The following is a 19,329-nucleotide window of genomic DNA, read 5'->3' as shown; positions in this document are numbered from 1 at the left end:
CACCTTTATACTCACTAACGCACCCGTGACTCGCGAATGCCGGAGTTTTCGGGGACGAGACCGGCACCTCAAAAGACGGAGTTGAACACGATGCAGACCATCGCGCTTGTCGATGATGACCGGAATATTCTGACGTCCGTATCCATCGCCCTGGAGGCGGAGGGCTACAAGGTCGAGACCTATACCGACGGTGCTTCCGCGCTCGAGGGCCTGCTTGCCCGGCCGCCGCAACTTGCGATTTTCGACATCAAGATGCCGCGCATGGACGGCATGGAACTGTTGCGCCGCCTGAGACAGAAGTCCGACCTCCCAGTGATTTTCCTCACCTCCAAGGATGAAGAGATCGACGAGCTCTTCGGTCTGAAGATGGGCGCCGACGATTTCATCACCAAGCCGTTCTCGCAGCGCCTGCTGGTCGAACGGGTCAAGGCGATCTTGCGTCGGGCTGCAAACCGCGAGGCCGCGGCCGCCAACCCGACCAACACCACGAAGGCTTCCGATGCACCCTCGCGCTCGCTGGAGCGCGGACAGCTGGTGATGGACCAGGAGCGCCACACCTGCACCTGGAAGAACGAGCCGGTGACGCTGACGGTGACCGAATTCCTCATCCTCCACTCGCTTGCCCAACGCCCGGGCGTGGTGAAGAGCCGCGACGCACTGATGGACGCGGCCTATGACGAGCAGGTCTATGTCGACGACCGCACCATCGACAGCCACATCAAGCGGCTGCGCAAGAAGTTCAAGATGGTCGACAACGACTTTGATATGATCGAGACGCTTTACGGTGTCGGTTACCGTTTCCGGGAGACCGCCTGAGCCGCAGGGCTTGCCATCGCTCCCATAGTGGCGCATTTGAAGCGTCGCTACGGTGAGCGTGGCCGACGGCCTCCTTTGAAGCTCGCCGCGTTCTCCGCCGTCTTTGGACCGGAACGATAAAGACAGCGGCGACGCGACCGGCAGCGGCCGCCGTCGCAATCGAACAAACGTGAAGGACAGTCCGCGCGGGAGCGGGACATTTGGTAGAAGTCTTGCAGGGCGACATCGAAGACAGTGACGGGCGTGCGCAGGCACAGCAGGGTCAGCGCCGCTGGGCACATCCCTTCACGCTGATTCGCCGACTGTTCGGCAATGCCGTCTTCTCGAGCCTGACGCGCCGCATCGTCTTCTTCAACCTGGTGGCACTTGTCGTCCTCGTCGGCGGCATCATGTACCTCAACCAGTTCCGCGAGGGGCTGATCGATGCGCGCGTCGAGAGCCTGCTGACCCAGGGCGAAATCATCGCCGGCGCCATCTCGGCATCAGCCTCGGTCGATACCAACTCGATCACCATCGATCCCGAAAAGCTGCTGGAGCTGCAGGCTGGCCAGAGCATTACGCCGCTGCCGAGCGACGAGGATCTCGACTTCCCGATCATCCAGGAACGCGTCGCACCGGTCCTGCGCCGGCTGATCTCACCGACACGTACCCGGGCCCGGCTTTTCGACGCGGATGCCGACCTGCTGCTCGATTCGCGACACCTCTATAGCGGCGGCCAGGTGCTACGCTTCGACCTGCCGCCGATCGAGCCGGAATCGACGGGCATTGCCGAGAAGCTCAACAGCTGGCTGAACAAGCTGCTCCAGCCCGGCAATCTGCCGCTCTACAAGGAACCGCCCGGGGGCAACGGCTCGATCTACCCTGAGGTCACCAACGCGCTGACCGGCGTGCGCGGCTATGTGGAGCGCGTGACCGAGAAGGGTGAGCTCATCGTTTCGGTGGCCGTTCCCGTGCAGCGCTTCCGCGCCGTTCTCGGCGTACTCCTGCTTTCGACGCAGGCCGGCGACATCGACAAGATCGTTCAGGCGGAACGGCTCGCCATCATCCGCGTCTTCGGCGTGGCTGCCCTCGTCAACATCATCCTGTCGCTGCTTCTGTCTTCGACAATTGCCAATCCGCTCCGGCGCCTGGCGGCCGCGGCCGTTCGCGTGCGTCGCGGCGGCGCCAAGGAGCGCGAGGAAATTCCTGACTTCTCCTCCCGCCAGGACGAGATCGGCAACCTTTCCGTCGCACTGCGCGAGATGACGACCGCGCTCTACGACCGGATCGCGGCGATCGAGGCCTTCGCAGCCGACGTCAGTCACGAACTGAAGAACCCCCTTACCTCGCTGCGCAGCGCCGTCGAGACGCTGCCGTTGGCGCGGACCGACGAATCCAAGAAGCGCCTGATGGACGTCATCCAGCATGACGTCCGCCGCCTCGATCGCCTGATCAGCGATATCTCGGACGCCTCGCGGCTCGACGCCGAACTTGCGCGTAGCGACGCCAAGATCATCGATCTGGAGAAGCTTCTCGGCGATCTCGTCGATATCTCGCGCCAGGTCCGCAGCAAGAAGAAGACGGTGTTGCTCGACTTCGTCATCGACCGCAAGGACAGCCCCAAGGCCCGTTTTGCCGTCAGCGGCTATGAGCTGCGCATCGGGCAGATCATCACCAACCTGATCGAGAATGCCCGGTCCTTCGTTCCCGAAGACAGCGGCCGGATCGTCGTCCGCCTGACACGGTCGCGCTCGCGCTGCCTCGTCTATATCGAAGACAACGGTCCCGGTATCCAGGCGGAAGACATCGACCGCATTTTCGAGCGCTTCTACACCGATCGGCCGGAAGGCGAGGACTTCGGCCAGAACTCGGGCCTCGGTCTGTCGATCTCCAGGCAGATCGCCGAAGCCCATGGCGGCACACTGAAGGCGGAGAACATCATCGCCCAGGACGGCCACGTCAGCGGTGCGCGCTTCATCCTGTCGCTTCCCGCCGAGCCGCACGCGTGATGGAGCGCGCCAATGTCCACGGCACTGCCATCGTGCTCGGGACGCGAGGCTTCCTGATCACGGGCCCTTCCGGTATCGGAAAATCCAGGCTGGCGCTCGCATGCATTGCCGCCGCACGACAGGCCGGCCACTTCGCGGCCCTCGTCGCCGACGATCGGGTGGATCTGGGCCTCGAACACGACAGGATCGTTGCGCGCTGCCCCCCGTCCATCCACGGCCTGATCGAAATCCGTGGTGCCGGCATCGGCAAGATCGAAACCGTGCCTGCCGCGGTGATGGACTGGGCCCTGCTCCCCATCAGCGCCCCTTTCGACCCGCGCCTACCGCCGGAAGACGAGATACTGTCGCTACCACTCGGGCGAGCACTTCCGATTGTTCGCGTTCCCGTTGAAGAGGGTGCCCAAGCTCTCGATATTTTGCGGGCGCTCATCGCTGAAAAAATAGGATTCTAGCTCGATTTACCGTCAGCGCGACTGGTTTTTCGGCATTTTTGGCTTGCACTTCCCCTTTTCCTTGCCAAGATGGCCGCCCCAACAGGTGGACGAAATTGCTGCATTGCGATATCTGGCCATCAGTGAATTGCGTGTGCAGTTGGAGCGAAGATACACATGATCGGACTTGTGCTTGTCACTCATGGCAAGCTGGCTGAGGAATTTCGACTTGCGCTTGAGCATGTCGTCGGTCCGCAAAAAGCTATAGAGACCGTCTGCATCGGCCCCGAGGACGACATGGACCAGCGTCGGCAGGATATCCTCGACGCCGTCACCAAGGTCGACGAGGGCAACGGCGTCATCATCCTGACCGACATGTTCGGCGGAACGCCCTCCAACCTCGCCATATCGGTGATGCGCAGCGGTACCGTCGAAGTGATTGCCGGCGTCAACCTGCCGATGCTGATCAAGCTTGCCGGCGTACGCGGCGAGAGCGACATGGACAAGGCGCTCGTCGAGGCCTCGGAAGCCGGACGGAAATACATCAACGTCGCCAGCCGCGTCCTGAGTGGCAAGTAATGGATCATCGCCCCGACATGTCGCTGACGCGCGAACTGCTGATCATCAACAAGCGAGGCCTGCATGCGCGGGCGTCGGCAAAGTTCGTGCAGACGGTCGAAGCCTATGACGCCGAGATCACCGTGTCGAAGGACGGCATGACGGTCGGCGGAACGTCGATCATGGGATTGATGATGCTGGCCGCCAGCACCGGCTGCAGCGTGTGCGTGACCGCCAGCGGCACGCAGGCCGAAGAGGCGCTGAACGCGCTCGACGCCCTGGTCGCGGACAAGTTCGGCGAGGAAATGTAACGGACAATATAAAGATATAAAGACTTCTTTATATCGATATTGCCCTCTCCCCTGATTCCTGATAGATCGGTCGCACTCTCACCGTGTCGGTAGGCGCGGGAGGCATAATCGCGCCGCAGTTCGGTTGAAGCCATGCGGCTTGAAGAGATCAGCCCGGAGAATTCCATGACCACCACTCAGGACTATATCGTCGCCGACATCGGGCTCGCCGATTTCGGGCGCAAGGAAATTGCGATCGCCGAAACGGAAATGCCGGGCCTGATGGCCTGCCGCGAAGAGTTCGGCGCTTCCAAGCCGCTGAAGGGCGCGCGCATCACCGGCTCGCTGCACATGACCATCCAGACCGCCGTTCTGATCGAGACGCTGGTCGCTCTCGGCGCCGACGTGCGCTGGGCCTCATGCAACATCTTCTCGACCCAGGACCACGCCGCTGCCGCGATCGCCGCGAGTGGCGTCCCGGTTTTCGCCGTCAAGGGTGAGACACTCGAAGAATACTGGACCTACACGGACAAGATCTTCCAGTGGGCCGACGGCGGCGTCTCGAACATGATCCTCGACGACGGCGGCGACGCCACCATGTACATCCTGCTCGGCGCCCGCGCCGAAGCCGGCGAAGACGTCCTCTCGAACCCGAGTTCCGAGGAAGAAGAGATCCTCGTCGCGCAGATCAAGAAGCGCATTCAGGCTTCGCCGGGCTGGTTCACCAAGCAGCGTGACGCCATCAAGGGCGTTACCGAAGAAACCACCACCGGCGTCAACCGTCTGTACCAGCTCCAGGCCAAGGGCCTGCTGCCGTTCCCGGCGATCAACGTCAACGACTCTGTCACCAAGTCGAAGTTCGACAACAAGTACGGCTGCAAGGAATCGCTGGTCGACGGCATCCGCCGCGGCACCGACGTAATGATGGCCGGCAAGGTTGCCGTCGTCTGCGGTTACGGCGACGTCGGCAAGGGTTCGGCAGCATCACTCGCCGGTGCCGGCGCGCGCATCAAGGTCACCGAAGTCGACCCGATCTGCGCACTGCAGGCTGCCATGGACGGCTATGAAGTCGTTCAGCTCGAAGACGTTGTCTCCAGCGCCGACATCTTCATCACGACGACCGGCAACAAGGACGTCATCCGCATGGACCACATGCGCGAGATGAAGGACATGGCGATCGTCGGCAACATCGGCCACTTCGACAACGAGATCCAGGTCTCGGCACTGCGCAACCTGAAATGGACGAACATCAAGCCGCAGGTCGACATGATCGAGTTCCCGAAGGGCAACCGCATGATCCTGCTCTCGGAAGGCCGCCTGCTGAACCTCGGCAACGCCACCGGCCACCCGTCCTTCGTCATGTCGGCCTCGTTCTCCAACCAGGTCCTGGCGCAGATCGAACTCTTCACCAAGGGCGCGAGCTACAAGAACGAAGTCTACGTCCTGCCGAAGGCGCTCGACGAGAAGGTCGCTCGCCTGCACCTGAAGAAGCTCGGCGCCAAGCTCACCGAGCTTTCCGAAGAACAGGCCGACTACATCGGCGTGAAGACGCAGGGCCCGTTCAAGGCTGAGCACTACCGGTACTAATCGTTACCCGGGCAATCCACAACATCTTGTGGCCGCGTTCTTGACAAGAGAGCGCGGCCGCTTTTTTGGGCCTCTCCCTTCCCGACGATTCGACTAGGAAGTATGCTCTAACCCATTGATTCGTGATGCCGGTGCGGACCTTGGGCATCGCGGATGGGATGTCTTGTCGGATAAGCGGCAAACAGACGGAGACAGACCGGGGATGCAAGCGGAACTGACGCGGACCCTTGACCAGGGCCTCGGTGGAACTGTGCAAGGCGCAACAAGGCCAGCAGCACCCTTTGGACAGACGGGGATGGCAGCGCCATGAACAGAGACCAAACAGCTATTCCGGGCACCCGCCGCAAGGCCCCGAAGTTCCTGCGCCACCTGCTGGCCGGCACCGCTCTCTTTGCAGCAACGGATGCACTCGCCCAGGTCGCACCGCAGAAAGCCAATATCTTCGGCTCGTCGGAAGTCGTCACCTTCTCCGTACTCATCGGGGTCGTTTCCGCAGCCATGATCTCGGCGATCTGGTTGATCCGCCAGCGCGGCAACATCGAAGCCGAAAACCGCGAATTGCGCTCCGACCTGTCGGACGCCAACCAGCGTCTCTCGCGCTACCAGGCGCTCGTAGCCGACAAGAACCGCCGGATCGTTGTCTGGGACGGGCTTCTTGAACGGGCCGAACTGCTCGGCCAGTTGCCGGCTGAAACCGGCGCCCCGGCGGACGACCGCGAGTTCCTGGCCTTTGGACGCTGGATCAAGGCGCAATCCGCCGGCGAGCTGGAAAACGCGATCGAGGCGCTACGCACACAGGCACGCAGCTTCGACCTGGTGCTCGAAACGCAGCGCAATGAAGTGCTGGAGGCCCAGGGACGGGTCTCGGGCGGGCGCGCTTTCGTGCGCTTCATCGCCCTCAACAACATGCGCGCAGAGCTCGCCGAGCTGAAACTTGAGCACGATCGGCTCAACACCGCGCTCGTCTCCTTCCGCACGCTTCTCGACGCTATCGACCTGCCGGTCTGGCAGCGCGGCACGGATGGCTCGCTCACCTGGGTCAACGAAGCCTATGCCGACGCCGTCGAGGCACCTGATGTTGCGACGGCCGTCAACGAAGGGCGCGAACTGCTCGCGACCGTTGCGCGCGAAAAGATCCGCGCAGTCTCGACCTTCGACACGCCGTTCCGCGACAAGGTCTCGACTGTCGTTCGGGGCAACCGCACCTTCTTCGACGTCGTCGACGCCCGCAGCCCTGCCGGTTCGGCCGGTGTTGCCGTCGACATATCCGGCATCGAAGCCGTCCGCGAGGAACTCAACCGCACGCTCAAGAGCCACGCCGAAACGCTCGATCATCTCGCGACCCCCGTCGCGATCTTCGACGGCAGTCAGCGCCTGCAGTTTTACAACCAGGCCTTCCAGCGCCTGTGGAACCTCGATATCGGCTTCCTCGAGCGCAAGCCCGACAACGGCGAAGTGCTCGACCGGCTGCGCGCCGGCGGACAATTGCCGGAACAGCTCAATTGGAAACAATGGAAGGCAAACGCGCTTTCCGTCTATCAGGCGCTCGATACGCAGAGCGACCTTTGGCACCTGCCGAACGGCCAGACACTGCGCGTCTTTGCCACCGCCCGCCCGCAGGGCGGCGTCACCTGGGTATTCGAGAACCTGACCGAGAAAGTCGACCTCGAAACGCGCTACAACACGCTTGTCCAGGTCCAGGGCGAGACCATCGACCATCTGGCCGAAGGTGTGGCAGTGTTCGGTCCCGACGGCCGCATTCGCCTGTCGAACCCCGCGTTCCGGGCGATCTGGGGCATCAGCGAGGCGGAAGCCAAGCCCGGCACCCATATCCGGGCGATCGAGCAGGCCTGCCTCATCTCCTACGACCAGCCGGACGGCTGGAAGCGGTTCACCCACATCATCACGAGCTTCGATGACGAACGGCCCTCCAGCCGTGGCATCCTCGAGCTTCGAACCGGGCTGATCCTCGATTACGCCGTCATCCCGCTGCCGAACGCGCAGACGATGCTGACCTTCGTCAACATCACCGACAGCGTCCGGGTCGAACGCGCGCTCACCGAAAAGAACGAAGCGCTGCGCAAGGCGGATGCCCTGAAGAACGACTTCGTGCATCACGTTTCCTATGAGCTGCGTTCGCCGCTCACCAACATCATCGGTTTCGCCGATCTGTTGAAGACCCCGGCCTTCGGCGATCTCAACGACCGGCAGGCGGAGTATGTCGACCATATCGCGACCTCTTCGTCGTTGCTGCTGACCATCGTCAACGACATCCTGGATCTCGCGACCGTCGATGCCGGCATCGTCCAGCTCGACATGTCCGACATCAGCCTCACCGATTTCCTCGACGATATCGCCCATCAGATGGCCGATCGGCTGATGGAGAGCGGCGTGACCCTCAGGATTGCCGCCCCCGACAATCTCGGCCGCATGATCGCCGACCAGCAGCGGCTGAAGCAGATCTTCGTCAAGCTGCTCACCAATGCCGCCAACTTCGCGCCGGATGGCAGCGCCATCGACCTGAAGTGCCGCCGCGAGGGCAGCGACTTCATCTTCTCGGTTTCGGACAGCGGCCCAGGCATCCCGCAGGACGTACTCGACACCGTGTTCAATCGCTTCGAGAGCTACGGCCAGCGTGGCGGCGCAGGTCTCGGACTTTCGATCGTCGAGAGCTTCGTCAGCCTGCATCATGGCACCGTCTCCATCCGCAGCAAGGAAGGCGAAGGTACCGAAGTGACCTGCCGCATTCCTTCGGCCGACGTGCCGACTGTCGTCGCGGCTGAATGATGCCCGCGATCGAGCGCTTCCTGGCGGATGAGCCGGCAACGATCGAGCTCGGCGAAGATCTGGCGCTGGCCCTGAGGCCCGGCGACTGCGTCGCGCTCTCGGGTGACCTCGGCGCCGGCAAGTCGACCCTGGCACGCGCCTTCCTTCGAGCCATTGCCGATGACGATGGGCTGGAAGTGCCAAGCCCGACCTTCACGCTGGTCCAAAGCTACGACCTGCGCATACCCGTCGCGCATTTCGACCTCTACCGGCTCGCCGATTCCAGCGAGTTGGACGAACTCGGTTTTGACGAGGCGCTATCGCAAGGCATCTGCCTTGTCGAATGGCCGGAACGGGCTGACGACGCCCTTCCCGCCAGCCGCATCGCGCTGACGATCACCCATGAAGGCGCTGGGCGCAGCATCGAAATTGCGGGGCCGGACGAAAAGCTGCAGCGCATTGCCCGCACGCTCGCGATCCGAGACTTCCTCGACCGGAACGATCACCCAAGGGTGCGACGCCGCCACCTGAGCGGCGACGCCTCGATCCGCGCCTATGAGCGCGTTTACCCGGCAGACGGCTCCGTTAGCCGGATTCTGATGGATTCTCCACGACATAAGCCGGGACCCATTCTGCAGGACGGCAAATACTACCAGCAGCTCGCTCATATCGCCGAAGACGTCGTTCCATTCGTCGCCATCGACCAGTTGCTGATTGCCCGCGGCTTTGCAGCGCCTGAAATCTATGCCCGCGATCTCGACCAGGGCATCCTCTTGATCGAAGATCTGGGCTCGGACGGCGTTCTCGATACGGACGGACAGCCGATCGATGAGCGCTACGTCGAAAGTGCACGGCTGCTGGCACAGTTGCATACAGAACAGGTGCCAACCGAGATCAGCGTCGACCGAGCGATCATTCACCGCATTCCGGATTTCGACCGCACGGCGATGAAGATCGAAACCCGGCTATTGACCGACTGGTATCTGCCGTGGAAACGCGGCGCGCCGGCAAGCGACGACGAAAAGCGCGAATATGCGGAAATCTGGGACAGCCTGATCGACCTGCTGCAGACGTCCGAGACCAACCTGCTGCTGCGCGACTTCCATTCGCCGAACATCATCTGGCGCGGGGAACGCCAGGGCCTGGACCGGATCGGCCTCATCGATTTCCAGGACGCAATGATTGGTCCGATCGCCTATGACGTGGCGTCATTGGTGCAGGATGCGCGCGTCAGCATCGCACCTTCGCTCGCAAACCGGATGATGGAAACCTACCTCACGGAGCGACGCGCGAGCGGCAGCTTTGACGAGGCGACGTTCCTGCGCGACTGGCACCTGATGTCGGCACAGCGCAACTGCAAGCTCGTCGGCATCTGGGTGCGGCTGATGCAGCGCGACGGCAAGCCCGGCTACATGAAACACATGCCGCGCACTTTCGCCTATCTTCAGGCGGCGCTTTCACATGAATCGCTGAAACCCTTGCACGACTGGTGTATGAAGACCGGAATCCTCGTTTCCGAATCAGCGAACTGACAGAGAAGCAATGTCGATCAGCAATGCGATGGTGCTCGCCGCGGGCCTCGGCACCCGGCTCCGCCCGATCACCAACACCATGCCGAAGCCGCTCGTGGAAATCGCCGGCAAACCGATGATCGACTATGTGCTGGACCTGCTCGTAGAGGCCGGCGTCACCAGGGCCGCGGTCAACGTGCACCATTTTGCCGATCAGGTGGAAGGGCACCTCAGCCGGCGGAGCGCGCCGGAGATCCTGATCTCGGACGAGCGCGACGCGCTGATGAACTCCGGCGGCGGCCTGGCCAAGGGCTTGAAACTTTTGCCGGAAGGTCCCGTTCTGGTGATGAATGCCGACCTCTTCTGGGTCGGCGAGCCCTCGGGTGTGCCGAGCAATCTGACGCGGCTTGCTGCAGCTTTCGACGCCGATCGCATGGACATGCTGCTACTGTGCGTGCGCGACGAGGACACGACCGGGCACAATGGCAAGAAGGACTTTTCGCTCGGCGACGATGGCAGGCTGGCGCGGTACACCGAAGGCCTGCCGAACCCGGTGGTCTATGCCGGCGCGATCGCGCTTCACTCCCGGCTCTTTGCCGACGCGCCCGGTGACGCCTTCAACCTCAACATCTACTTCGACCGCGCGGCCGAGAAGGGACGCCTGTACGGCCTCCTGCTCGACGGCCACTGGATGACGGTCGGCACACCCGAAGCGATCGGCGAAGCGGAGGCGGCGATCCGCCGCCATCAGCCGGGAGGATGAGCGTGAGCGGCCGCCGGTCCAACGTCTTCACCATCCCGCCTGGCCTCCCCTTCCTGAAGACGCTCGCCGAAAAGCTCTGCGACGGTAGCCTGACCCCGGACTTCCGCTACGACGCGGCCGATCCCCTGCCGCTCGCGGGCGTTACGATCTTCGTGCCGACGCGGCGCTCGGCCCGTGTGCTCAGATCCGAATTCGTCGATCTGCTCGGCGGCCGTTCCACCATTCTGCCCACCATCAAGGCGCTCGGCGAGACCGACGACGACAGCGGCTTCTTCGATGCCGAGGTCCCGGCGATCCTCGATCTGGCCCCGCCCCTGCCCGGCACCGCCCGCCTGATCGAGCTTGGCCGGCTTATCCTCGCCTGGCGCAACCGCCTGCCGAAGGTGGTGCTCGACATCCATGCGGAAAGCCCGCTGATTGCGCCGGCGAGCCCGGCCGATGCGATCTGGCTCGCGCGCAATCTTGCCGATCTCATCGATGCGATGGAGACGGAAGAGCTGGACTGGGACGAGCTCGACCGGCTCGATGCCGGCGAGCATGCACTCTGGTGGCAGCTGACGCTCGAATTCCTGAAGATTGCCCGCAGCTACTGGCCGGAGCGGCTGGAGGAACTCAAGCAATCCTCGCCTGCACGTCACCGCAACGCCATCCTGCAGGCCGAGACGCAGCGCATTGCCGGCGGCAAGATCGAGGGCCCGATCATCATTGCCGGCTCGACCGGCTCCATTCCGGCCACCGCCGCGCTGATCGCCGCCGTGCAGAAGCTACCGAACGGCACGATCGTGCTGCCCGGTCTCGACCAGACGATGAGCGACGCCGAATGGGACATGATCGTCGCCGACGCAGCACTCGACGGCAGGCCGGACCCGGCAAGCCGCAGCCACCCGCAATACGGTTTCTACCGGCTGCTGAAACGCATGGCCGTGCTCCGTCCCGACGTGGCCGCCTTGGCCGACGCTAAGTCCGACCTCGATTTCCGCGCCGAGATCCTTTCTCATGCACTTCTGCCGGCCAAGGCCACCAATGCCTGGACCGAAATGCGCAGTGAACTCGATCCCGATTCACTGCGCGCCGCCTTCAGCGATGCGGCCCTGATCGAGACCGCCAACGAGCGCGAGGAGGCGGCAGCAATTGCCGTTGCGCTGCGGCTGGCACTCGAAGGCAGCGACGAGAGCCAGGCGGCGCTGATCACGCCAGATCGGAATCTTGCGCGACGGGTTGGCGCCGAGCTCGCGCGCTTCGGCATCGAGGCGGACGATTCCGCCGGCACGCCTTTATCCTCGACGCCGCAGGGCAGCTTCATGCGCCTTCTCCTGGAGGCAAGCCTGCGGCCGGGCGATCCCGTGCCCTTCGTTGCGCTGCTCAAACATCCGCTGGCGCGTTTCGGGCTTTCGCGTGATGCGATGCGACAGGGCGCCGACGCGCTCGAACGCATGGCACTGCGCGGCAGCACCGCGACCATCGACATTCTCGCCCTTGAACCACTGCTCGAGGCGGCGATTGCAGGCCACAAGATCGATCGCCACCCACCGGAGTGGCGGGCCGGCATAGGCACCGAGGAGCTTCAGGCTGCGCGCGATCTGGCGGTGAAGATCGGGCTTGCCGTGGCGCCACTGGCTTCCGCGCTCACGCGCAGCAAGGACGGCAGCCGTGTGTTTTCGGAGGAGTTCACCTTCGCCGACTGGGCGACGCGCAGCGGCCAGGCGATGGAAGCTGCGTCAGCCGACGAGCGCGGCGATCTCGGCGGGCTCTGGTCCGGCGAGGCGGCGGATACGCTCGCGACCCTGCTTCGCGGCATAATCGAAACCGATGGTCAGATGACGGCGGACGGACCGCAATGGTGTGACGTCATGGAGGCGCTTGCCGCAGGTGCTGCGGTCAAGCCGCGTTCCATGCGCCACCCTCGGGTCTTCATCTTCGGTGCGCTGGAGTCCCGCCTGCAGAGCATGGATCTGGTGGTGCTCGGCGCCATGAACGAGGGCAATTGGCCGGGCCAGACCGCCAACGACCCGTTCCTGTCGCGCACGATGAAGACAGGCATCGGTCTTGAGCCGCCGGAGCGGCGAATCGGCCAGCTCGCGCACGACTTCCAGATGGCCTGCGGCACAAGACGGCTGATCTTCACCCGCTCGATGCGCCAGGGCGCTGCACCCACCGTCGCCTCGCGCTGGCTACAGCGCTTGCTGGCACTCGGCGGCGAACGGCTGACGGCGGCCTTGAGGGCCAATGGTGCGGACTATTTGGCCTGGGCCCGCATGCTGGACGACGGAGGAAGGCAGCCGCTGGCCGAGCGCCCTGCCCCCAAGCCGCCGGCGGACCTGCAGCCGCGCAAATACTCCTTCAGCGAAGTTTCGCGGCTGAGGCGCGACCCCTACGCGATCTACGCCCGACGGATACTTCGCCTGCACCCGTTGCTACCGTTCAACAGTGACCCGGGTCCTGCCGAGCGCGGCACGCTCTATCACCAGATCGTCGAACGTTTCGTCCGCGGCGGTTTCGACCTCCAGTCCCCAGCAGCCGAGGAAGCGATGCATCGGCTGCTGAACGAGGCTTTCGACGAGGCACGACTGCCAACGCATATCGATACGATCTGGCGGCCGCGCTTTGCCGCCGTCGGCTTGGCTTTCATCAAGTGGGAGCGAGAGCGTGCGCGTTTTATCCGTCGTTCGCGCACCGAGGTGGCCGCAGCGATGGAGCTCGGCGTCGCCGACATGCGGCTGACCGGCATTGCCGACCGGCTCGATACGCTGACTGACGGCGGCGTCGAGATCATCGACTACAAGACCGGCTCCAGCCCATCGGTCAAGGAGGCGCGTGTGCTGCTCGACCCGCAGCTCGCCCTCGAAGCGGCTGCTCTCAAGGCCGGTGCCTTCAAGGATGTGCCGCCCAGTCATCCGCAATCGCTGCTCTATGTCCGGCTCAAACCCGGATCGCGTTTCAAGCACGAGACGGTGAATAACGAGGGCAGCAAAGCCAAGGAAACCAAATCCGCCGACCTACTCGCCGACGAATCCCTCACCGAGCTTAGAAAGCTCCTGAGTGCGCTGCTCTCGGGCAAGCATGGTTTTGCGTCACGCGTGATTGTTCAAAAAGAACGCGATTACGGCGGCGAGTATGACCATTTGGCACGCGTGGCCGAATGGTCAACAGCCGACAGCGAAGAGGAGGACGGCGATGAGGGATGACAGCCTCGGCCCCGAACAGGCGACGCCGCAGGGCTGGCTCGACTGGACCTCGCGTCGGCAGTCGCTTGCCTCCGATCCTGCGCGTTCCGCCTGGGTTTCGGCCAATGCCGGTTCCGGCAAGACGCACGTGCTGACCCAGCGAGTGATCCGGCTGCTGCTTGCCGGCTGCCGTCCCTCGGCGATCCTGTGCCTCACCTATACCAAGGCCGCGGCATCCGAAATGTCGAACCGCGTCTTCGAACGGCTGGCCGAATGGGTCACGCTCGACGACGCGACGCTCGAAAAGCGGATCGAGGCGATCGAGGGCGAACGCCCTGGTCTGCTGAAGCTGCAAGAGGCGCGTCGCCTGTTTGCCCGCGCGCTCGAAACGCCCGGTGGCCTCAAGATCCAGACGATCCATGCCTTCTGCGAGGCGCTGCTGCATCAGTTTCCGCTGGAAGCCAACGTCGCCGGGCATTTCTCGGTTCTCGACGATCGCGCTGCCGCCGTGCTGCTTGCCGATGCGCGCCGCATGCTGCTGACGGCGACGGCGGCCAAGGACGATCCGAAACTGGCGCGCGCCTTCGCCACCGTGCTCGACCTTGCCGACGATACCGGGCTTGAAAAACTGCTCGCGGCGATCGTCGAGAACCGCACCTCGATCCAGGCCTTCCTCGAGCATGCCGATGCGCACGGTGGCACCGAGGCGGAGTTGCGCCGTGCCCTGAAGCTGACACCGGCCGAAAGCGTCGACAGCGCGATGGCCGCGATCTGGCCGCTGGCGGGACTGAACGGCGCCGCCCTGGAACGGTACGTCTCGCTGGCCACGAGTGTCGGCGGATCAAAGGTGCTCGACTTCGCGGAAGGGATGAGAACCGTTTCCAAGCTTACGGATGTGGGCGCACGCTATGACGGTCTCAGGCATTTGTTCTTCACTGGGACTGGCAAGGCGCGGGCACAATCGACCTTCCTCAACAAGGCGATGCAGCAGGCGGCGCCCGATCTCATTGACCTCGTGGATGAAGCCTACCGCCACGTCGTCGCCTGCATCGATCACATCAGCATTCTCAAGATGTTCGAGGCGACGCTTGCCGCGCTGACGCTCGCAGAAAGGCTCAACGTCGACTACGAGGAACTCAAGCGGCGACGCAGCCAGCTCGATTTCGAGGACCTGATCAACCGCACGGCGGCGCTCTTTGCCCGCGGCGACGTCAGTGCCTGGGTGCATTACAAGCTCGACAAGGGCATCGACCACATCCTCGTCGACGAGGCCCAGGATACCAGCCCGGCGCAATGGACGATCATCCAGGCGCTGGCTGCCGATTTCTTCTCTGGTGAAAGCGCGCGGGGCACCGCCCGTACCATGTTCGCCGTTGGCGACGAGAAGCAGTCGATCTACTCCTTCCAGGGCGCACGGCCGGAGCGGTTTTCGCGCGAGAGCCAGGAGACCGAGCGCCGGGTCCGCGACGGCGGCAAGGCGTTCGAGCCCATCCGCCTCCAGCTCTCCTTCCGCTCGACCGTCGACGTGCTTTCCGCCGTCGACGCCGTCTTTGCCAATCCGGCGCATGCCCGGGGCCTCAGTGCCCGCAACGAGCCTGTCGTCCATGCTTCGAACCGCATCGGACATCCCGGCGCGGTCGACGTCTGGGAGGTGATTGCCACCGAGCCGACGGATACGGACGAGGAGTGGACAGCGGCCTTCGACGCGGCACCCGAGAGTGCACCGGTCAATATCCTCGCTCGCCGGATCGCCGCCACGCTGGAGAGCTGGATTGGCAAGGAGACGATCGTCGAGAAGGGTGTTCGCCGACCGATGCGCCCGGGCGACGTGATCGTGCTGGTCCGCAAGCGCGACGCCTTCGTGAACGCCCTGACCCGCGCCCTCAAGCGCCGAAACAACATTCCGGTCGCCGGCGCCGACCGCCTGGTGCTCACCAAACATATTGCCGTTCAGGACCTGCTCGCACTTGGACGCTTCGTCCTTTTGCCGCAAGACGACCTGTCACTCGCCGCGCTGCTGAAGAGCCCGCTGTTCAATCTCGCGGAAGACGCACTGTTCGAGCTCGCTGCCCGACGCAAGGAGGGCGAAAGCCTCTGGCAACGGCTGCAGGCCGAGGCGTCCGAAGGTATCCTGTTCCACCAGACAGCAAGGTCGCTCAAGATTTATATGGCGCTCGCCAACCAGCTTGCGCCGCACGATTTATATGCCCGCATTCTTGGCGTCCATGGCGGCCGGGCCGCCTTCCTGGCGCGGCTCGGCACCGAGGTCAGCGACATTCTCGACGAGTTCCTGACTTTCGCGCTCGATCAGGAAAGAAGCGGTCTCCCCGGCCTGCAGGCGTTCGTTTCGACGCTGGAAATGGAGGCGCCGACGGTCAAGCGCGAGCAGGACAAGGAACGCGACGAAGTGCGGATCATGACGGTGCACGCCGCCAAGGGCCTGGAAGCGCCGGTCGTCTTCCTCGTCGACGGCGGTGGAGCGGCGTTCAGCAACCAGCATGTCCCGTCTCTTCGCTTCCTTGAGCTCTCCCAACGGAATGGCGCACCCCTGTCGTTGCCGGTGTGGCGCGCATCGGGCTCGGAATCGAATACGCTCGTGACCGCCGACGGCGACCGATTGAAGACGCTCGCCGAGGAAGAGTATCGCCGCCTGCTCTATGTCGGCATGACCCGCGCCGCCGATCGCTTGATCGTCTGCGGCTATCGCGGGCAGCGGGCCGTCGCCGAAACATGGCACGCTATGGTTCAGGCGAGCCTCGCCGGCGACGAAAATGGCCGCGGCCACCCGAAGACCTTTCATGCGGGCGGCGAGGAATGGTCAGGCCATTCCTGGCGCGAGAAACAGCTTGAACGCGACCTTCCCTCCAAGGACACGCCGACACCGGACGCCAGCCGCCCGGCATCCGGCCTGCCAAAAGCACTCTCGACACCGCTGCCGCCGCAGAAGCAGCTGCCGCGGCCGCTGAGCCCCTCCGGCGTCGGCATCGCCATCGACGAGGATGACGGTGATGCGCTCGTCGGATCCGCGCTCTTTTCAGAGAAGGCACCGGCCAATCTCTCGATGTTGCGCGGCGCCATCCTGCACCGGCTCCTGCAGGTCCTGCCCTCGATGATTGCCGGCGACGATCGCCGCGCCGCAGCCGAACGCTATCTCCTGCGTTCCGTGCCCCGTTGGTCGCCCGAACAGCGCGCAGCGCTGATTGCCGGCGTTGAAAACGTGCTCGACCACCCCGATCTGGAGGCGCTCTTCTCGACCGGCAGCCGTGCCGAAGTCTCGGTCATGGGCACGTTGACCCTCGGCACCCGCGAGCACGCGGTCTCCGGCCGCATCGACCGGCTCGCCGTCAGCAACGGCATCGTGACCATTGCGGATTTCAAGACGAACCGGCAGGTACCGACTTCGCAAGGGGATATCCCCTTTGCCTACAGGGCACAGCTTGCGATCTATCGCGAGCTGTTGCGGCCACTCTATCCCGGACACGCGTTCCGATGCGTGCTGATCTTCACCGAAGGGCCGGCCGTCCATGTCGTTGCGGATCAGGCGCTCGACAGGAGCCTTGAAGACCTCGCGACAAAGTGAGATACCCGATATTGAAAATCCAGCGGTGCCATCTCACATGAGACACAACATCTGGATACTGCCATTCCGAACGCAAGGAGCAGCCTATGGCTACTGTAAAGGTCGATACGTCCAATTTTCAGCAGGAAGTGCTGAACTCCGCCGAGCCGGTGGTTGTCGATTTCTGGGCTGAATGGTGCGGCCCGTGCAAAATGATCGCGCCGAGCCTCGAGGAAATCTCGAACGAACTCGCCGGCAAGGTTAAGGTTGCCAAGCTCAACATTGACGAAAACCCGGAACTGGCCGCCCAGTACGGCGTCCGTTCGATCCCGACGCTGGCCATGTTCAAGGCTGGTGAAGTGGCTGATATCAAGGTTGGCGCTGCGCCGAAGACGGCCCTTTCTTCGTGGATCTCCACGGCGGTCGCCTGAAGCCTTCGCTGACTACCGCAGCAGAAAGCCCGGCATGCCGGGCTTTTTTCTTGTCTTGAATCTGACATTTCCGGAAGGGCGGCGCCACCGGCGGATCACTTCGGCGGCGTGCCATTGTCGGCGAGAACATCGCCGACAAGATAGAGCGAGCCGCCGATCAGGATGCGCGGCGGAGCCGGATCCTCATCGACCAGACTGGCAATGATCGTCAGCGCTTCGGCGACGGAAGAGACGGCCGAAGCCTCAAACCCGACAGCCGCGGCGTCAGTTGCAAGCGCCACCGGATCAAGGCCCGCATCCGAACCACGGATCGGAACGGTGAAGACCTGTTCGGCGAGATCGAGAAACGCCCGGAAGTAGCCGATCGGATCCTTGGTGTTGATCATGCCGATGATCAGGAACAACGGGCGCGATTCGCGTTCTTCGAAGGTCGCCATCGCCTCGGCGATCACCTGGCCGGCACCGGGATTGTGGCCACCATCGACCCAGATTTCCGCATCGGCCGGGCCGTAGCGTGTAAGTTTGCCGCTCGTCAGGCGCTGCAGTCGCCCCGGCCACTCGACACTGGCAAGCCCCTTCTCGATCGCCGCCTCCGAAACATCGAAGCCCGCGGCCCGCACGGCGCGAATGGCGGCGGCGGCGTTGGCGTACTGGTGACGTCCCGGCAGCTTCGGCAACGGCAGATCGGAGAGCCCGCTCCCGTCCTGATAGATGAGACGGCCGAATTCCTCATGCGCCATGAAGTCCTGGCCATAAACGAACATCGGGCAGCCGAGCCGCTCGGCGGTCGAGATCAGCACGTCGCGCGCGGCCTCTTCCTCCTGGTGGCCGATCACCACCGGGCAGCCGCGCTTCATGATGCCGGCCTTTTCCGCGGCGATCAGTTCCACCCGATCGCCCAGATAGGCCTGATGGTCGAGCGAGATCGGCATGATGACCGAAACGGCGGGTCGGGCAATGACATTGGTCGCGTCGAAACGGCCACCGAGGCCAACCTCGATGATCGCGACATCCGCCGGATGCTCGGCGAAGAGAAGGAAGGTGACCGCGGTCAGGATTTCGAAGACGGTGATCTTCTCGCCGGCATTGGCTTCAGCCACCCGGCGCACGGCATCGGCCAGAACAGGGTCGCTGACGAGCCTCCCTCTTCCGCCCTTGACGCCGAGGCGGTAGCGCTCGTGCCAATTGACGAGATGCGGCGACGTGTGGACGTGAACGCTGAGACCGGCGGCCTCCAGGATTGACCGCGAAAACGCCGTTGCCGAGCCCTTGCCATTGGTGCCGGCGACATGGATCACCGGTGGCAGGCGGTCCTGCGGGTTGCCGAGCGCGGCGAGAAGCCGGGTGATCCTGTCCAGCGACAGGTCAAACCCCTTGGGGTGCAGGGCAAGGAGCTTTTCGATCTCATAGCCCGCTTCGCTGGCTTCCACCGCTGTCATCTCTCACCCCACCGCGACAAGCTCGA

Annotated in this window: 13 protein-coding genes; 12 read left to right on the top strand and 1 reads right to left on the bottom strand. The window is 63.7% G+C overall.

What is annotated here, in order from left to right; all coding sequences use genetic code 11:
• The first annotated feature begins 90 nt into the window (after positions 1-90).
• The 12 genes from chvI (at position 91) to trxA (ending at position 17,864) form a co-directional block, all read left to right on the top strand.
• Positions 91-816, top strand: a complete 726-nt coding sequence (chvI, locus tag AB4Z53_RS25390) for a two-component system response regulator ChvI (protein ID WP_113538278.1) — start codon at positions 91-93, stop codon at positions 814-816.
• A 200-nt stretch (positions 817-1,016) separates the two neighbouring features.
• Positions 1,017-2,804 carry a sensor histidine kinase gene (locus tag AB4Z53_RS25385; RefSeq protein WP_113538251.1) on the top strand — a complete coding sequence of 596 codons (1,788 nt, stop codon included), beginning with the start codon at positions 1,017-1,019 and terminating at the stop codon, positions 2,802-2,804.
• Positions 2,804-3,256 (top strand): HPr kinase/phosphorylase, encoded by a 453-nt coding sequence (locus AB4Z53_RS25380; protein WP_113538252.1) that lies wholly within the window; start codon positions 2,804-2,806, stop codon positions 3,254-3,256. The genes AB4Z53_RS25385 and AB4Z53_RS25380 overlap by 1 nt, the downstream gene beginning before the upstream one ends.
• Positions 3,257-3,412: 156 nt before the next feature.
• Complete coding sequence (locus tag AB4Z53_RS25375; RefSeq protein WP_113538253.1) at positions 3,413-3,814, top strand: PTS sugar transporter subunit IIA; 402 nt, start codon at positions 3,413-3,415, stop codon at positions 3,812-3,814.
• Positions 3,814-4,104, top strand: a complete 291-nt coding sequence (locus AB4Z53_RS25370; protein ID WP_113538254.1) for an HPr family phosphocarrier protein — start codon at positions 3,814-3,816, stop codon at positions 4,102-4,104. The genes AB4Z53_RS25375 and AB4Z53_RS25370 overlap by 1 nt, the downstream gene beginning before the upstream one ends.
• A 165-nt stretch (positions 4,105-4,269) precedes the next feature.
• Positions 4,270-5,670: an adenosylhomocysteinase gene (gene ahcY, locus AB4Z53_RS25365; protein WP_441598299.1), complete on the top strand. Its 1,401-nt coding sequence runs from the start codon at positions 4,270-4,272 to the stop codon at positions 5,668-5,670.
• Between the two features lie 306 nt (positions 5,671-5,976).
• The gene (locus AB4Z53_RS25360; protein ID WP_291156485.1) at positions 5,977-8,457 is read left to right on the top strand and encodes an ATP-binding protein; all 2,481 of its coding nucleotides are present in this window, start codon (positions 5,977-5,979) and stop codon (positions 8,455-8,457) included.
• Complete coding sequence (tsaE, locus tag AB4Z53_RS25355; RefSeq protein ID WP_441598297.1) at positions 8,457-9,968, top strand: tRNA (adenosine(37)-N6)-threonylcarbamoyltransferase complex ATPase subunit type 1 TsaE; 1,512 nt, start codon at positions 8,457-8,459, stop codon at positions 9,966-9,968. The genes AB4Z53_RS25360 and tsaE overlap by 1 nt, the downstream gene beginning before the upstream one ends.
• A gap of 10 nt (positions 9,969-9,978) precedes the next feature.
• Positions 9,979-10,710 (top strand): nucleotidyltransferase family protein, encoded by a 732-nt coding sequence (locus AB4Z53_RS25350; RefSeq protein WP_291156491.1) that lies wholly within the window; start codon positions 9,979-9,981, stop codon positions 10,708-10,710.
• Positions 10,707-13,895, top strand: a complete 3,189-nt coding sequence (addB, locus tag AB4Z53_RS25345) for a double-strand break repair protein AddB (protein WP_441598295.1) — start codon at positions 10,707-10,709, stop codon at positions 13,893-13,895. Before AB4Z53_RS25350 ends, addB begins: the two co-directional genes overlap by 4 nt.
• Positions 13,885-17,454 (top strand): double-strand break repair helicase AddA, encoded by a 3,570-nt coding sequence (gene addA, locus AB4Z53_RS25340; RefSeq protein WP_441598293.1) that lies wholly within the window; start codon positions 13,885-13,887, stop codon positions 17,452-17,454. The genes addB and addA overlap by 11 nt, the downstream gene beginning before the upstream one ends.
• A gap of 86 nt (positions 17,455-17,540) precedes the next feature.
• The gene (trxA, locus tag AB4Z53_RS25335) at positions 17,541-17,864 is read left to right on the top strand and encodes a thioredoxin (RefSeq protein WP_034801674.1); all 324 of its coding nucleotides are present in this window, start codon (positions 17,541-17,543) and stop codon (positions 17,862-17,864) included.
• 95 nt (positions 17,865-17,959) lie between these two features.
• Here trxA and AB4Z53_RS25330 read toward each other — a convergent pair whose 3' ends face one another.
• Positions 17,960-19,303, bottom strand: coding sequence for a bifunctional folylpolyglutamate synthase/dihydrofolate synthase (locus AB4Z53_RS25330; RefSeq protein ID WP_441598291.1), 1,344 nt, complete (start codon positions 19,301-19,303; stop codon positions 17,960-17,962).
• Positions 19,304-19,329 lie beyond the last annotated feature (26 nt).

Source organism: Ensifer sp. 2TAB8 (assembly GCF_052115125.1).
Taxonomy (GTDB): Bacteria; Pseudomonadota; Alphaproteobacteria; order Rhizobiales; family Rhizobiaceae; genus Ensifer.
Note: the sequence above shows the minus strand (reverse complement) of the source record. Positions and strands in the feature narration are given on the sequence as shown.

Excerpts from the sequence above, each read along its gene's own strand:
- addA (WP_441598293.1), top strand. The coding sequence starts at position 13,885 with ATGAGGGATGACAGCCTCGGCCCCGAACAGGCGACGCCGCAGGGCTGG.
- AB4Z53_RS25350 (WP_291156491.1), top strand. The coding sequence starts at position 9,979 with ATGTCGATCAGCAATGCGATGGTGCTCGCCGCGGGCCTCGGCACCCGG.
- AB4Z53_RS25370 (WP_113538254.1), top strand. The coding sequence starts at position 3,814 with ATGGATCATCGCCCCGACATGTCGCTGACGCGCGAACTGCTGATCATC.
- tsaE (WP_441598297.1), top strand. The coding sequence starts at position 8,457 with ATGCCCGCGATCGAGCGCTTCCTGGCGGATGAGCCGGCAACGATCGAG.
- trxA (WP_034801674.1), top strand. The coding sequence starts at position 17,541 with ATGGCTACTGTAAAGGTCGATACGTCCAATTTTCAGCAGGAAGTGCTG.
- AB4Z53_RS25360 (WP_291156485.1), top strand. The coding sequence starts at position 5,977 with ATGAACAGAGACCAAACAGCTATTCCGGGCACCCGCCGCAAGGCCCCG.
- addB (WP_441598295.1), top strand. The coding sequence starts at position 10,707 with ATGAGCGTGAGCGGCCGCCGGTCCAACGTCTTCACCATCCCGCCTGGC.
- AB4Z53_RS25375 (WP_113538253.1), top strand. The coding sequence starts at position 3,413 with ATGATCGGACTTGTGCTTGTCACTCATGGCAAGCTGGCTGAGGAATTT.
- ahcY (WP_441598299.1), top strand. The coding sequence starts at position 4,270 with ATGACCACCACTCAGGACTATATCGTCGCCGACATCGGGCTCGCCGAT.
- AB4Z53_RS25380 (WP_113538252.1), top strand. The coding sequence starts at position 2,804 with ATGGAGCGCGCCAATGTCCACGGCACTGCCATCGTGCTCGGGACGCGA.
- AB4Z53_RS25330 (WP_441598291.1), bottom strand. The coding sequence starts at position 19,303 with ATGACAGCGGTGGAAGCCAGCGAAGCGGGCTATGAGATCGAAAAGCTC.
- chvI (WP_113538278.1), top strand. The coding sequence starts at position 91 with ATGCAGACCATCGCGCTTGTCGATGATGACCGGAATATTCTGACGTCC.